This window comes from Curtobacterium sp. VKM Ac-1393, assembly GCF_015350995.1.
Taxonomy (GTDB): Bacteria; Actinomycetota; Actinomycetes; order Actinomycetales; family Microbacteriaceae; genus Curtobacterium.
On sequence record NZ_JADKRW010000005.1, the window covers coordinates 15,048 to 29,417 of the forward strand.

At 70.7% G+C, this 14,370-nt stretch carries 16 protein-coding genes; 13 read left to right on the top strand and 3 right to left on the bottom strand.

Going from position 1 to position 14,370, the window contains the following annotated elements:
* Positions 1-10: 10 nt before the first annotated feature.
* Positions 11-829: a TrmH family RNA methyltransferase gene (locus ITJ59_RS11920; RefSeq protein ID WP_194651322.1), complete on the bottom strand. Its 819-nt coding sequence runs from the start codon at positions 827-829 to the stop codon at positions 11-13.
* A gap of 142 nt (positions 830-971) precedes the next feature.
* On the opposite strand from ITJ59_RS11920, the gene ITJ59_RS11925 reads away from it, so the two are divergent.
* The 3 genes from ITJ59_RS11925 (at position 972) to ITJ59_RS11935 (ending at position 3,403) form a co-directional block, all read left to right on the top strand.
* Entirely contained in the window at positions 972-1,910 is a 939-nt protein-coding gene (locus ITJ59_RS11925; protein ID WP_416354863.1) for a Sir2 family NAD-dependent protein deacetylase, read from the top strand.
* Positions 1,907-2,545: a histidine phosphatase family protein gene (locus tag ITJ59_RS11930; protein WP_194651323.1), complete on the top strand. Its 639-nt coding sequence runs from the start codon at positions 1,907-1,909 to the stop codon at positions 2,543-2,545. The genes ITJ59_RS11925 and ITJ59_RS11930 overlap by 4 nt, the downstream gene beginning before the upstream one ends.
* A gap of 117 nt (positions 2,546-2,662) precedes the next feature.
* Positions 2,663-3,403: a hypothetical protein gene (locus ITJ59_RS11935; protein ID WP_194651324.1), complete on the top strand. Its 741-nt coding sequence runs from the start codon at positions 2,663-2,665 to the stop codon at positions 3,401-3,403.
* Positions 3,404-3,504: 101 nt separating this feature from the next.
* Here ITJ59_RS11935 and ITJ59_RS11940 read toward each other — a convergent pair whose 3' ends face one another.
* Positions 3,505-4,578: a glycosyltransferase family 4 protein gene (locus ITJ59_RS11940; protein ID WP_194651816.1), complete on the bottom strand. Its 1,074-nt coding sequence runs from the start codon at positions 4,576-4,578 to the stop codon at positions 3,505-3,507.
* A 5-nt stretch (positions 4,579-4,583) separates the two neighbouring features.
* Entirely contained in the window at positions 4,584-5,567 is a 984-nt protein-coding gene (locus ITJ59_RS11945) for an alpha/beta fold hydrolase (RefSeq protein ID WP_194651325.1), read from the bottom strand.
* Positions 5,568-5,682: 115 nt separating this feature from the next.
* On the opposite strand from ITJ59_RS11945, the gene treS reads away from it, so the two are divergent.
* The 10 genes from treS (at position 5,683) to ITJ59_RS11995 (ending at position 14,367) form a co-directional block, all read left to right on the top strand.
* Positions 5,683-7,392, top strand: coding sequence for a maltose alpha-D-glucosyltransferase (gene treS, locus ITJ59_RS11950; protein ID WP_194651326.1), 1,710 nt, complete (start codon positions 5,683-5,685; stop codon positions 7,390-7,392).
* A 37-nt stretch (positions 7,393-7,429) separates the two neighbouring features.
* Positions 7,430-8,212: a 3'-5' exonuclease gene (locus ITJ59_RS11955; protein WP_194651327.1), complete on the top strand. Its 783-nt coding sequence runs from the start codon at positions 7,430-7,432 to the stop codon at positions 8,210-8,212.
* A 75-nt stretch (positions 8,213-8,287) separates the two neighbouring features.
* Entirely contained in the window at positions 8,288-9,415 is a 1,128-nt protein-coding gene (locus ITJ59_RS11960) for a DUF475 domain-containing protein (RefSeq protein ID WP_194651328.1), read from the top strand.
* A gap of 54 nt (positions 9,416-9,469) precedes the next feature.
* Positions 9,470-10,057: a TerD family protein gene (locus ITJ59_RS11965; protein WP_194651329.1), complete on the top strand. Its 588-nt coding sequence runs from the start codon at positions 9,470-9,472 to the stop codon at positions 10,055-10,057.
* A gap of 20 nt (positions 10,058-10,077) precedes the next feature.
* Positions 10,078-10,659 carry a TerD family protein gene (locus ITJ59_RS11970; RefSeq protein WP_194651330.1) on the top strand — a complete coding sequence of 194 codons (582 nt, stop codon included), beginning with the start codon at positions 10,078-10,080 and terminating at the stop codon, positions 10,657-10,659.
* Positions 10,660-10,687: 28 nt separating this feature from the next.
* Positions 10,688-11,266, top strand: coding sequence for a TerD family protein (locus ITJ59_RS11975; protein ID WP_194651331.1), 579 nt, complete (start codon positions 10,688-10,690; stop codon positions 11,264-11,266).
* A 43-nt stretch (positions 11,267-11,309) separates the two neighbouring features.
* Entirely contained in the window at positions 11,310-12,530 is a 1,221-nt protein-coding gene (locus ITJ59_RS11980; protein WP_194651332.1) for a toxic anion resistance protein, read from the top strand.
* Between the two features lie 18 nt (positions 12,531-12,548).
* Positions 12,549-13,109, top strand: a complete 561-nt coding sequence (locus ITJ59_RS11985) for a hypothetical protein (RefSeq protein ID WP_194651333.1) — start codon at positions 12,549-12,551, stop codon at positions 13,107-13,109.
* The gene (locus ITJ59_RS11990; RefSeq protein ID WP_194651336.1) at positions 13,106-13,666 is read left to right on the top strand and encodes a TerD family protein; all 561 of its coding nucleotides are present in this window, start codon (positions 13,106-13,108) and stop codon (positions 13,664-13,666) included. The genes ITJ59_RS11985 and ITJ59_RS11990 overlap by 4 nt, the downstream gene beginning before the upstream one ends.
* Positions 13,667-13,746: 80 nt before the next feature.
* On the top strand, positions 13,747-14,367 hold the full coding sequence (locus tag ITJ59_RS11995) for a hypothetical protein (protein WP_194651338.1): 621 nt from the start codon (positions 13,747-13,749) through the stop codon (positions 14,365-14,367).
* The last annotated feature ends 3 nt before the right edge of the window (positions 14,368-14,370 follow it).

A 14,370-nucleotide genomic window follows, 5' to 3' on the forward strand; every position in this document is an offset into this window, starting at 1 on the left:
CGTCGGGTGTCTAGGAGGCGAGCCGCTGGGCGTGCGTGACCGCCCACAGACCGACGGCGCTCGCCGCGGCGATGTTGAGCGAGTCGACGCCGTGTGCCATCGGGATCCGCACCGTGGTGTCGGCGGATGCGATCGCGGCGGGCGTCAGGCCCTGCCCCTCGGTGCCCATGACGAGCGCGACCTTGCCGGGGACGTCGCGGACGAACTCGGCGAGGTCGACCGACTCGTCGGTCAGCGCCATCGCGGCGAGGTGGAAGCCCTGCTCGCGCAGCTCCTCGCCCGCAGCCGGCCAGTCGCCGATGCGGGTCCACGGGACCTGGAGGACCGTGCCCATGCTCACCCGGACACTCCGGCGGTACAGCGGGTCCGCGCAGCGCGGGCTGACGAGCACCGCGTCGGCGCCGAGGCCGGCGACGCTGCGGAAGACGGCACCGACGTTGGTGTGGTCGACGATGTCCTCGAGCACGACGACGAGCTTCGCGTCACGGACCACCTCGGCGACGGTCGGCAACTCGGGGCGCTGCACGGCGGCGATCGCGCCACGGTGCATGCGGAAGCCGGTGAGCTCCTCGAGCAGGGCGTCCGGGCCGACGAAGACGGGGCCGTCGTGGTCCGCGACCAGTGGCAGGACGCTGTCGAGCCACTTCTCCTGCACCAGGATGCTCCGCGGCGTGTGTCCCGCACGGACCGCACGCTCGATGACCGTGTTCGACTCGGCGATGTACAGGCCGCCCTCGGGTTCGCTCACACGGCGGAGCGCCACGTCGGTCAGCCGGGCGAAGTCGTCGAGGCGGGGGTCGTCGAGGGACTCGATGCGGACGGGGTGCACGGGGCTCGTTTCGGTGTGGTGCGGGTGGTGTGCCGGACGGTGTCGCAGCCGGTGCGCCGGTCGGTGTCGCGGCTGGTCTCGCTCCGTCGCGCCCGTCGGGAAGCGACCGGGACGGTCGGCTGTTGAGGGTACCGTGAACAGGGTGCTGGATGATGCTGCGTCGACGAGCGGACCGACCACCGGGGCGGCCACCGGCTTGCCGACCGCAGCGGACCTCGATCGCGTGGTCGAGGTGCTCGCCGGCAAGCGCGTCGCGGTCCTCTCCGGCGCCGGCCTGAGCACCGACTCGGGCATCCCCGACTACCGCGGCGCCGGACGGATCGTGCGGAAACCCATGACCTTCCAGGAGTTCCGAGCCGACTCCGCCAAACGGCAGCGCTACTGGGCGGGCTCGCACCTCGGCTGGCGGAGCTTCGCCGCTGCCAGGCCGAACGAGGGGCACCGCGCGCTCGCCGCACTCGAGGACGCCGGCGTCGTGACCGGTGTCATCACGCAGAACGTCGACGGCCTGCACCTGCGGGCCGGGTCCCGCCGCGTGGTCGAGATCCACGGCTCGATGGACCGCGCGCTCTGCCTGACGTGCGGGCAGGTGTTCTCCCGTGCTGACCTGGCCACCACGATCGACCGCGCCAACCCGTGGATCGACGAGCCAGGCTCGGTGCAGCTGCAACCCGACGGCGACGTCGAGATCACCGACGTCGAACGCTTCGTGGTGCCGGACTGCTCGGTGTGCGGCGGGATGCTCAAGCCCGACGTGGTGTTCTTCGGCGAGTTCGTGCCCACCGAGAAGTTCCAAGAAGCCGTGTCGATCGTCGCCGACGCCGAGGCACTGCTCGTGGTGGGGTCGTCCCTCACCGTGAACTCCGGTGTGCGACTCGTCGACCACGCCGCCCGCCGCAAGAACCCGGTGGTCATCGTGAACCGCGGAGCCACGCGGAGCGATCGCCGTGCCGCGGTGAAGCTCGACGGCGGCACCACCGAGACGCTCGTGCACCTGGCGGAGCGGCTGGGGTCGGCGGGGTCCGGTCCGCCGTCTGGTCCTGCGGCGTCTGCTCCGCCGTCTGGGATGATCGACGGGTGACGACGCTCCTGTACCTGGTCCGGCACGGCGAGACCGACTGGAACGCGCAACGCCGCATCCAGGGGTCCACCGACATCCCGCTCAACGCCGTGGGGCGGCGGCAGGCCGCGGACGCCGCCGAACTCCTCACCCGCCGACGGTTCGACGCCGTCGTCGCGTCGCCGCTGTCCCGCGCCGCCGAGACGGGGTCGATCATCGCCGACCGGCTCGGTCTCGCGGCACCCACGACGTACCCCGGCTTGGCCGAGCGCTCCTACGGCGAGGCCGAGGGTCTCACCGACACCGAGGTCACCGCGCGCTACCCGCACGACGACATCCCCGGACGCGAGTCCCGCGCAGCCCTGCTCGCCCGCATCACCGAGACGCTCGGCGAGATCGCGGTGCGCTTCGACGGCGGTGTCGTGGTCGTCGCCACCCACGGCGCGGTGATCCGGAGCGTGGTGAACGAGGCCGCTCCGGGCACCGCCGACCGGCACAGCACGCCGATCAGCAACGGGTCGATCCACTCGTTCCGGTGGGACCCCGAGCGCTTCCACGCCGAACTCGTCCGGTTCGACGACCCGATCGACGACGCCTCGGACGGACCGGGCGGGTACGCCTTCGAGTACCAGAACCCACTGGAACGCCGGGGCTGACCGGGTTCGGCAGCGCCGTCCGGGGGCCGCGCGGGTCCGGCAGCGCCGTCGGCGGACGTCGCGGACGTCGCGGGCGACCAGCGACTAGGCTCCGACGAACCCGAACCAGGGGGCGACATGGTGACCGACGGAACCGAACGGGGCGGCTGGCAAGCCGCCGACCAGCAGGACGACGACCTCAACCGGGCCTTCGGCCCCGAGACCGCGAGCGTGCAGACCCGCTCGATGGGGCAACGTGCTCGGACCTGGCTCGTCATCGGGGGCAGCACCGTCGTCGTCGCCGGTGTCATCGCTCTCGTGCTCGGCACCATCATCGGCAGCGTCCAGAACGGCATCGGCGGGGTCTTCCCCCGGCCGGACCTGGCGCTCGACCGGTTCGACCGTCAAGCGTCCGACGTCACCGGTGTCACCGAGGTGCGCCAGCACCCGGCGACGAAGACCGGGTTCGCGAGCTACGACGCGATCGCGACGGTCACCGCGGACCCGTCGCTCGACGCCGCCGCACGGAGCGAGCTGGTCGCCGACCTCAGCCGTGCAACCGACTCGGCAGGTGGCAACGGGGTGCGGGTGGTCGCGATCGCCGACCTCGGCAACCTCGAGGTCGGCGTGACCGAGTCCCGTTCCGTGGCCGAGCAGCGCCTCGTGCTTGCCGACCGCCTCGACCACATCGGCGGGGTGACGGCCGTCCGGTGCTCGTGGGCCCGCGGTGGTTCCCCATCGGACCGCGCCGCCGACCAGGCGATCGTCGTCGAGACCCCGGGGCGCGGTGCAGCGGTGCCGCCGATCGTCGCCCGGGTGACCGAGGAGACGCACAGGGTGTTCCCCGGGGCGAGCGTCGAGGTGGTCGCGGCGAAGTAGTTCGGGCCGGCAGCGGGTCCCGTGGCCGACGCGGAACGACGTGACCGATGTCGTACGACGTCGACATCGTCGTTCCGCGTCGGTACCCCGCCAGCCCGCCCCTACCGAGCGCCCCGGTCCGCGACAGCCCGCTCGACGGCCCGCACGACCTGTTCCGCAGAGTCCTGCCACCGGAACCGCGCCGCCCGCTCGACCGACTGCGCCGAGGCCTCGTCCCACCGCTCCTCGACCCGCCGCACCGCGGCCGCCACCGCCGACGGAGACGCCGGATCGAAGTACTCGGCTGCCGCGCCCCCGATCTCACGGAAGATCGGGATGTCGCTCACCACGACCGGCGTGCCGACACCCATCGCCTCGACGAGCGGGATGCCGAACCCCTCGTCGTACGAGGCGGTCGCCAGCGCCGTGGCCGACCGCAGCACCGACAGGTACTCGTCGTCGGTCGCACCGTCGTGGAACACGATCGCCCCCGCCGCCGCGAGTCCCTCGATCCGCGACCGGTCCGCGGCGGACACCCGCGACATGCAGTGCAGGGTCCAGTCCGCCCCGAGCAAGGGCAACGCGGCCGCGAGGGTCTCGACGTTCTTGTACGGCATGAACGACCCCATGTACACGAGCGAGCGCTCGCGGGGCGCACCGGCCGCACGCGGCGTCGCCGGGTCGGCGGCGTTGTAGGCCACCGTCACGGGACGCTTCGTCAGGCGGTGCTCCGCGATCAGCCCGGCGGTGGTCTCGGACACCGTCACCACCCCGTCGGCACCGTTCAGCAGGACGCGCTGCGGCACCCACGACAGGTGGAACGCGCGCCATCCGAGGCGCAGCGGCCACGAGAACTCCCGCGGAGGCGTCCGGTTCCGGTAGTAGATCAGGTCGTGCAGGGTGAGCACGAGCGCGTAGTCCCGTCCCCGGGACCCCATCGTCTGCATCGGCGAGAACACCGCGTCGAGCCGGAGTCGGTTCACCCGGCGTGCGACGAGCGGCTCCCCCGCCTCGGTCGGCGCGGGGAGCATCTCCCACGGCAGGCCCGGCGGCAGCGAGTCGAGCTGGCGCTCGTCGTGGACGAGCGCCACGAAGTCGTGCCGGTCCGGCAGGTTCGCCACCACGCCGGCGGTGAACCTGCTGATGCCGTCATGGCGGCCGATCCTGACGTACCGGCAGTCGATCCCGATGCGCAGGCGCGTCACGACGCGTCCGTCCCCTCGGTCGTCCGGGAGGCCCGTCCCGCGCCCGACGGTCGACCCGCCTTGGCAGCGCGGCCGCGTCCACTGCGTCCCCGCGTGTCCGCCATCCGGCGCAGCACCGCGGCCGCGGCCGGCGCCGGCGTCTCGTAGTGCACCAGGTGGCCGACGCCGGGGATCACCACGAGCTCGGCGTCGCGCAGCCGGGCGGCCAGGGCACGCTGCTCCGGCACGGCGGTGATGTCGTCGCGCTCGGCGGCGATCATCAGGACCGGCACGTCGATGCGGTCCGCGTACTCGGAGACGTCGTGGGTGACCGAGGTCCGGAACGCCTCGAGCACGCTCGTGCGGTTCGCGAAGGCCGAGAAGTACCGGTCGTGCTGGTCGTGCACCCACCGGCGCAGCGCGCGGTCGTGCGACTTGAGCATGGCGATGCTCATCACGCGCACGATGGCGGCGTTCCGCAGGATCCCGAGGCCGATCGGCTTCGGCAGGACGGCCCCGGCCCGGTAGTAGCCGATCGCGATCCCGGTGCCGACGGCCCGCGGGCCCTGCAGCGCCGGCGCAGCGATCGGGTTCACGAGGACCAGCAGGCGGGTGTCGAGACCCGCGGCGACGGCGGCCGACACCACGATCGAGCCGAACGAGTGCCCGAGCACGACGGCGTCGCGTCCGAGGCCGAGTGCCGCGTGGAAGCCGGCCAACCACGACACGTACGACTCGACGTCCGAGACCGGCAGCGGGTCGGACACGCCGAACCCGGGCAGGTCGGGCACGATCACGCGCGCGCCCTGCAGGTGGGCGGCGATCGTCTCGAGACCGTGGTGGTCGCCGCGGAACCCGTGCACCGCGAGCACGGTCTGTGCCGCGTCGGACGGCCCGTACTCCCAGTAGTGCGTGGTGCGGCCGTCGACCTGCACGGACCGGTGGACCACCGGGGTGGCGGCCATGAGCGACTGGTACGGGGAGAGCACGGGCGGTTGCATCGGCGCCAGTCTACGAAGACAACCGGCCGAAACCCCGGACACCCGGAGCATCGCACGCCTATCGTGTCCGGGGCGGGCTCTCGATGCGGCTCGTGGACCTTCGACGAGGAGCACGGTGACCTTCACAGCCCCGATCCAGCTGCCCGGCCTGACGCTCGACCCGCAGTGGTACAAGCGCTCGGTGTTCTACGAGTGCATGATCCGCTCGTTCGTCGACTCGAACGGCGACGGCATCGGTGACCTGCAGGGCGTGATCGGCAAACTCGACTACCTGCAGTGGCTCGGAGTGGACGCCCTGTGGCTGCCGCCGTTCTTCCAGTCGCCGATGCGCGACGGCGGCTACGACATCGGGGACTACAAGGCGATCCTGCCCGAGTTCGGCACGCTCGACGACTTCCGCGAGCTCGTCACGAAGTCGCACGAGCGGAACATGCGCATCGTGATCGACATGGTCATCAACCACACGAGCGACCAGCACGAGTGGTTCCAGCAGTCCCGCGAGGACCCCGACGGACCCTTCGGCGACTTCTACGTCTGGCGGGACACCGACGAGGAGTTCTCGAACATCCGCGTCATCTTCGTCGACACCGAGGAGTCGAACTGGACGTTCGACCCGGTGCGCCGCCAGTTCTTCTTCCACCGGTTCTTCTCGCACCAGCCGGACCTGAACTTCGAGAACCCCGCGGTCGTCGAGGCCGTCTACGACGTCGTCCGGCACTGGCTCGACCTCGGGGTCGACGGCCTGCGCCTCGACGCGATCCCGTACCTGTTCGCGTCGGAGGAGGGCAACGGCGAAGGCGAGCCGGAGACCCACGAGTTCCTCAAGAAGCTCCGCGCGATGGTGGACGACGAGTACCCCGGCCGCGTGCTGCTCGCCGAGGCGAACCAGTGGCCGCGCGAGACCGCCGCGTTCTTCGGCACCGACGAGGAGCCCGAGTGCCACATGGCGTTCGACTTCCCGGTGATGCCGCGCATCTTCTACTCGCTCCGCGCCCAGCACGCCAAGGAGCTGTCGGCGATCCTGTCCGAGACCCTCGACGTGCCGGAGAGCGCGGCGTGGGGCGTCTTCCTCCGCAACCACGACGAGCTGACGCTCGAGATGGTGAGCGAGGAGTACCGGCAGGCCATGTACGGCTGGTACGGCTACGACCCCCGGATGCGCTCGAACATCGGCATCCGCCGCCGTCTCGCTCCCCTGCTCGACAACTCGCGCGCCGAACTCGAGCTCATCCACGCGCTGCTGTTCTCGCTGCCGGGCTCGCCGTTCCTGTACTACGGCGACGAGATCGGGATGGGCGACAACATCTGGCTGCCGGACCGTGACTCCTCCCGCACGCCGATGCAGTGGACCCCCGACCGGAACGCCGGGTTCTCGACCGCGGACCCCGGCAAGCTCTACCTGCCGGTCGTGCAGTCGCTGGTCTACAACTACGCGCAGGTCAACGTCGAGGCGCAGCTCGCACAGTCGCGGTCGCTGCTGCACTGGGTGCGGAACGTCATCCACGTGCGGAAGGCCCACCCGGTGTTCGGGCTCGGGACCCTGCAGGTGCAGGAGACGTCGAACGAGTCGGTCCTCGCCTTCGTGCGCTCGTGGGAAGGCTCCGGGCAGCAGTTCGGCCCGTCGGCGGAGGACGTCCTGTGCGTCTTCTCGTTCGCCACGAACCCGACGTCCGTCACGGTGTCGGCACCGGAGTTCGCCGGTCGCCCGCTCTACGACCTGTTCGGCGGCGGTTCGTTCCCCGCGTTCGACGAAGACGGCACGGTCACGCTGACCCTCGGCACGCAGTCGTTCTACTGGCTGCACGTCGGCGCGCCGGTCGGGTAGCGCCGGCGGTGTCGGTGCGTCCCGTTAGCCTGACCGCGTGACGTTCCCCACAGCACAGCTGGACACGACGCAGCCGACCGCGGCCGACGAGGCCCCTGCCCCGGCACAGGACCTCTCCGGACGACCCTGGTGGCACGCCCTCGGTGTCTTCGACCTCGAGACCACCGGTGTCGACGTCGAGACGGCACGGATCGTCACGGCCCACGTCGGCCTCATCGACATGACCGGGGCCTCCATCGCCGAGGGTGCGTGGATCGCCGACCCGGGCATCGCGATCCCCGAGGGTGCAGCGGCCGTGCACGGCTACACGACCGAGCGCGCCCAAGCCGAGGGGCGGCCGGCGGCCGAGGTCGTCGCGGAGATCATCGCCGCGATCGAGGCCGTGTTCGCCCGCGGCATCCCGCTCGTGATCTACAACGCCCCGTACGACCTGACCGTCCTCGACCGCGAGGCGAAGCGGCACGGCTTCGCCTCCCCCGTCATCGGGAACATCGTCGACCCGCTCGTGATCGACAAGGCCCTCGACACCTTCCGCAAGGGCAAGCGCACGCTCGAGGCGGCCTCCGAGCTGTACGGCGTCACCCTCGACGACGCCCACGACGCCGGTGCCGACGCGATCGCCGCCGGACGGGTCGCTCAGGCCATCGCCGGCAAGTACCAGGACGAACTCGGCATCTCGGCAGAGGAACTCCACCGCAAGCAGGTCGGTTGGTGCGCCGAGCAGGCGGCGTCGTTCCAGGACTACATGCGCAAGAAGCGCGATCCGTCCTTCACCGCCGACGGTCGCTGGCCCCACCGCAACGCCACCGCGAGCATGTAGCATCTCAGCGGGGGCAGATCACGGTATCCGTCCCGCACCGACGCAGGACGAAGCACCAACAGGAGATCAGCACACGTGTTCTTGAAGACCTTCGGGTGGTCCCTCGTGATCACCGTCCTCGCCCTCGCCACGGCGCTGATCTACGGCAGCTGGAGCGCGGTCGCCATCACGCTGATCCTCGGCGTGCTCGAGATCAGCCTGAGCTTCGACAACGCGGTCGTCAACGCCCGCATCCTCGAGCGGATGAGCCCGTTCTGGCAGAAGATGTTCCTGACGGTCGGCATCGTCATCGCGGTGTTCGGCATGCGCGTGCTGTTCCCGCTGCTCATCGTGGCCGTCACGGCGCACCTCAGCCCGGTCGAGTCGATCCAGCTCGCGCTCGAGAAGGGCCCCATCGACGAGCCGGGGACCTACGCCTACCTGTTGCACGAGGCGCACCCCCAGATCGCTGCGTTCGGCGGGATGTTCCTGCTGATGATCTTCCTCGACTTCATGTTCGAGGACCGCGACATCCTGTGGCTACGGTGGCTCGAGCGTCCGCTGCACTTCATCGGCCGCCTGCCGATGGTGAACGTCGTCGTCGCCCTCGCGCTCCTCGCACTCTTCGGGGTCACGTCGGGCGACCACCAGGCGATCGTCCTCGTCTCCGGGATCGCCGGCCTGGTGACGTACTTCCTCGTCACCGGACTCGGCGGCCTGTTCGACGTCGGCGACCCCGACGACGACGGCAACTCGTTCGAGAGCGCCGACGAGATGGACGCCGAGGCGGGTCGCATCGTCACGAAGCGCCGGCTCGGCCACGTGGCCGGCCGTGCCGCGTTCCTGCTCTTCCTCTACCTCGAGGTCATCGACGCGTCGTTCTCGTTCGACGGGGTCATCGGCGCCTTCGCCATCACGGCCGACCCGATCATCATCGCGCTCGGTCTCGGGCTGATCGGCGCGATGTTCGTCCGCTCGCTCACGGTCTTCTTCGTCCGACAGGGCACGCTCGACGAGTTCGAGTACCTCGACCACGGTGCGCACTGGGCCATCGGGGCGCTCGCCGTGATCCTGCTCGTCACCATCACGACCGAGGTCAACGAGGTCGTCACCGGCCTGATCGGCGTCGTGTTCATCCTGGCGGCGTTCATCTCGTCGATCGTCCGGAACCGGCGCAAGGCCGACCACCCCGCTCCCTCGGAGCCGGCCACGCTCTCGCGCTGACCGGGTCCCGGCACACGCATCCCCACTCCAGCACTCCACGAAAGGGTCATCGCCATGGGTCTCAGCCTCCAGAAGGGCCAGTCGCTCTCACTGACCAAGCAGGACGGCAGCGCGCTGTCGCGGGTCCGCCTCGCGCTCGGCTGGGACGCCGTCGCGGCGAAGCGGGGACTGTTCGGCGGTCGCAAGGAGGCCGAGGTCGACCTCGACGCCTCGGCGATCTTCTTCGACGCGCAGGGCACTCCCATCGACTACGTCTGGTTCAACCAGCTGCGCAGCAAGGACGGTTCGGCCCAGCACACCGGTGACAACCTCACCGGCGCCGGGGACGGCGACGACGAGACGATCCGGATCGACCTGTCGGCCGTGCACGCCTCGGTCGCGCAGATCGTCTTCGTGATCAGCAGCTACAGCCGACAGACCTTCGACAACGTGCAGAACGCCTTCTGCCGGGTGGTCGACGACTCGTCCGCCGGGTCGCCCGAGGTCGCGCGCTACCAGTTGACCGACTCCGGCTCGCACACCGCGATGGTCATGGCCAAGGTGTCCCGCGCCGGCAACGGCTGGTCCTTCAGCGCGATCGGTGAACGCGCGAACGGGCGGACCGTGCAGGACCTCGTCGCACCCGCGACCGCAGCACTCTGAACCGGAAGGACGCAGCGAACGTGGCGACCCTCTCGCTCTCCAAGGGCAACAACCTCTCCCTGACCAAGACCGACCCGAGCCTCCGACGGGCCATGATCGGCCTCGGCTGGGACCCCCGGACCACCGCGGGTGAGCAGTTCGACCTCGACGCCTCGGCGCTGCTGGTCGGTGCGAACGGCCGCGTGCGGTCGAACGACGACTTCATCTTCTACAACCAGCTGCAGTCGGTCGACGGTTCCGTGGTCCACCAGGGCGACAACCGCACGGGCGACGGCGACGGTGACGACGAACAGATCCTCATCGACCTCGACGCCGTCGCGGCCGACGTCGAACGCGTTGTGATCGTCGTCACGATCGACCAGGCGGAGGCCCGCCACCAGAACTTCGGACAGGTGCGCGGCGCGTTCTGCCGGGTCGTCAACGACGAGACCGCGAACGAGGTCGTGCGGTTCGACCTGACCGAGGACGCCGCTTCCGAGACCGGCATGATCTTCTCGGAGATCTACCGGTACAACGGGGAGTGGAAGTTCCGCGCCGTCGGCCAGGGGTACGCCTCCGGCCTGCGTGGCGTGGCGACCGACTACGGCGTCGTCCTCGACTGACCGTCCCCACCGACTGAAAGGCACGACCATGGCAGGACTGACCCTCACCAAGGGCAACAACCTCTCGCTCACGAAGACCAGCCCCGGCCTGACGGTCGCCACCGTCGGTCTCGGCTGGGATCCCCGCACCACCACGGGCGAGCAGTTCGACCTGGACGCCTCGGCACTGCTGCTGAGTGCGTCGGGCAAGGTGCGCTCGGACGCCGACTTCATCTTCTACAACCAGCCGCGCAGCGCCGACGGCTCGGTCGAGCACAAGGGCGACAACCGCACCGGCCAGGGTGACGGCGACGACGAGCAGATCAGCATCGACCTGACGTCGCTGCCCGCCGACGTGGACCGCGTGGTCATCGTCGTCTCGATCGACCAGGGCGAGGCCCGCGGTCAGAACTTCGGCCAGGTCCGCAGCGCCTACTCGCGGGTGCTCGACCAGGACGGCACCGAGATCGTGCGCTTCGACCTCTCCGAGGACGCCGCCCCCGAGACCGCGATGATCTTCTCCGAGATCTACCGGAACGGTGCCGAGTGGAAGTTCCGTGCCGTCGGGCAGGGCTACACCACGGGTCTCGCCGGCATCGCCACCGACTTCGGCATCCAGCTCGGCTGACCCACCGACCCCGCCGACCGCACCCAGACCAGGAGAACCAGCCATGCCCGGACCGCTCGCTCCGCCGGAACCGATCGAACCGACCGAGGACGCCCTCGTCCTCCGTCCCGCAGCGTCCGCCGAGGTCGTGACCCCGGACGACGCCCCGGGCATGGTGCCGGTCGATCCCGAGCGGCAGTCGCAGATCGCCGCGCAGGCCCGGGAGTTCGTCGACGAGGTCGCCACGCTCGACCCACGATCGCCGGCGTTCACCGAGAAGGTCGACGGCATCACCACCATCGGTGGCGCCGAGATCGCCCGGTCCGGCGGCTTCTCCTCGCGGATGCTCGAGCGTTCGCAGTCCTCGGTCGCCGGTGCCAAGCGGACCGGCGACAGCGCGCAGGTCAAGGTCGCGACGACGCTCGGCGACCTGCGGTCCACCGTCGAGGACCTGACCCCGAACCAGGCCGACCTCAGCACCGGCCGGAAGATCCTCGGGCTCATCCCCGGCGGCAACAAGCTGGCGAAGTACTTCCAGAAGTACGAGTCGGCGCAGACGCAGCTCGACCACATCATCAAGTCGTTGATGGCCGGCCAGGACGAGCTCCGCAAGGACAACGCCACCCTGGCGGACGAGAAGGTCCAGCTGTGGGAGACCATGCAGCAGCTGAGCGAGTACGCCGTCTTCGCGAAGGCGCTCGACGCGGCGACGGTGACCAAGGTCGAGTCGCTGCGGAACGGCGGCCGCGTCGACGAAGCGCAGAAGCTCGAGTCCGACGTCCTCTTCCCGGTGCGCCAGCGCCACCAGGACATCCTCACGCAGCTGGCCGTCTCGGTGCAGGGCTACCTCGCGATGGACCTGGTCCGGAAGAACAACACCGAGCTCATCAAGGGCGTGGAGCGTGCGCGGACCACGACCATCGCAGCGCTCCGGACGGCCGTCGTGGTCGCGCAGGCGCTCGCGAACCAGCGGATGGTGCTCGACCAGATCGACGCCGTGAACAACACCACGAACGCGATGATCCTGCAGACCAGCGAGATGCTGCGCGACCAGACCACGCGGATCCACCAGCAGGCGACCAACTCCGGCGTCAGCGTCGAGACCCTGGAGCGTGCGTTCGACAACGTGTTCCAGACGATGGACGCGATCGACTCGTTCCGCTCCGAAGCCGCGCAGAACATGGCCTCGACGGTGACTGCGCTCGAATCCGGCATCCAGCGCGCGAAGCCCTACCTGGAGCGCGCGCGGCAGTCCGGCGACGACCCACGCTCGATCAGCCGATGACCCGATCGGCCGACCACGGTGCGTGACCGTCTGCGCGCGCTGTTCGGCCGCGACGACGATCGCGAACCGGAGCCCACCGACACCACCCCGGCGGCGGTGGCCGCGGCGGCGGCTGCACGCATCGACGTCCGGGGAGCCGGCGGGTCATCCGACGACTCCGCGGCCGCGGCGGGCCTCGACGACCTCCGTGCCTTCGTCCGGGCCGCCGGGGCCGAGCTGCCCACGGTCGTGTCGTCGCGGATCCGGCACGTCGAGGACCTGCTCCGGAAGACGGCCGGCACGGTGGTGGCACGCGGGGCATCGACCGAACAGCGGTTCCTCTTCCAGGCCATCGTCGACGACTACCTCCCCACACCGGTCCGGACCTACCGGTCCCTGCCGGACGCCGACCGCACCGAGGACAGTGCGGCGACCCGCACCCTCGCCGACCAGCTCGACGTCGTCGCCGAGACGGTCGACGACATGCACGAACAGATCAGGAGCGGAGCCATCGCAGAGCTCTCCACCCACGGACGGTTCCTCCGTGACCGTCTCGGCGACGGCGACCCGGGTCTCCGACTCCGCGGAGCCGACTCGTGACCGGGCGACTCGTCCCGGGCGCGAACGCGGCGCTGACGGCCGAGAACCCCGGCCTGGACGCGGTCGTCGTGGGCATCGCCTGGGACCAGATCGCGAGCCGCGGCCCGTCCGCTGAACTCGTCCCGATGGCGATCGTCTGCGGTGCCGACGGCAAGGTCCTCTCCGACGACGACCTGGTGTTCTTCAACCAGCTCGACGGCGCCGACGCTTCGGTGCGCTTCCTCGACGACTCCGACGACGAGGAGATCGACGTCGACCTCGTCAGCGTGCCGGCCGCCGTCGACAAGATCGTCTTCGCCGTCTACCTGGACCCGGACCCGCGCTCCCCTCGCGACCTCGGCTCGGTCCGGTCGATGACCATCCGGGTCGGTTCACCCGACGGCCGTGAACTCGTCCGGTTCGACCTGCCGTCCGACCGGAACCACACGATCGACGCGGTGATCCTGGGCGAGCTGTACCGGCACCGGTCCGAGTGGAAGTTCCGTGCGGTCGGACAGGGCTACACCACCGGGCTGACGGGGCTGCGCACCGACCACGGCATCGGCCGCGCGCGATGACGTCCGGACACCCCTACCTGCGGCGACGACGCCGACCTGTCCCGACGGCCACGCTGCCGCCCCGCACGCCGGTCGCGCCCGTGGCTCCGGCAGCAAGCGCGCCCGCACTCCCCGCGGCCGGCGCGGCCCCGCACCCCGTCGCGTCCGTCGGTCCGTCGGAGCGGGTGCTCCGCCGACGTGCCGAACTCGCACGGCGCGTCCGCCCGTTCCCCGCCCCCGATCCCCGGGCCGTCCGCGTGCTCGGTCCGGACGACCCGGTGGCCCGCGTCGACCGCCGCCGGTCCGCCGTCGGCGCGCTCACCGTCACCGGTTGCACGAGCGCGGCCTGGGAGACCGTCGACTGGACCGTCGGCGCGACGACCGCGGCCGGCGCCGAAGCGGGCCGGCGAGCCGTCACCGCGGGCAACCGTCCCCTCGTCGGCTTCGACGACGGCGTCGCACTCGTGTCGCTCCGACACGTCCGGCAGCTCCGACGTGCACTGTTCATGGCCCGTGGCACGGAGCGGCTCGTCGTATCCCTGCACGACGGCACCACGATCGGCGTCGCCGAGGGCACCCCCGACACCATGACCGTGCTCGCGCTCTCCGTCGTCGACGGGGAGCTCGAACTCCGCGCCGAACCCTTCGCTCGCTCGACCCACGACGGCGACGTGTTCGCCGCCTTCGGGTTCGTCCTGTCCACGCCGCTCCCGGGGGTCTGACCC

Bases quoted from the DNA above. Each gene is read 5' to 3' on its own strand.
- ITJ59_RS11980 (WP_194651332.1), top strand. From the start codon at position 11,310: ATGCCCGGACCGCTCGCTCCGCCGGAACCGATCGAACCGACCGAGGAC.
- ITJ59_RS11935 (WP_194651324.1), top strand. From the start codon at position 2,663: ATGGTGACCGACGGAACCGAACGGGGCGGCTGGCAAGCCGCCGACCAG.
- ITJ59_RS11965 (WP_194651329.1), top strand. From the start codon at position 9,470: ATGGGTCTCAGCCTCCAGAAGGGCCAGTCGCTCTCACTGACCAAGCAG.
- ITJ59_RS11945 (WP_194651325.1), bottom strand. From the start codon at position 5,567: ATGCAACCGCCCGTGCTCTCCCCGTACCAGTCGCTCATGGCCGCCACC.
- ITJ59_RS11975 (WP_194651331.1), top strand. From the start codon at position 10,688: ATGGCAGGACTGACCCTCACCAAGGGCAACAACCTCTCGCTCACGAAG.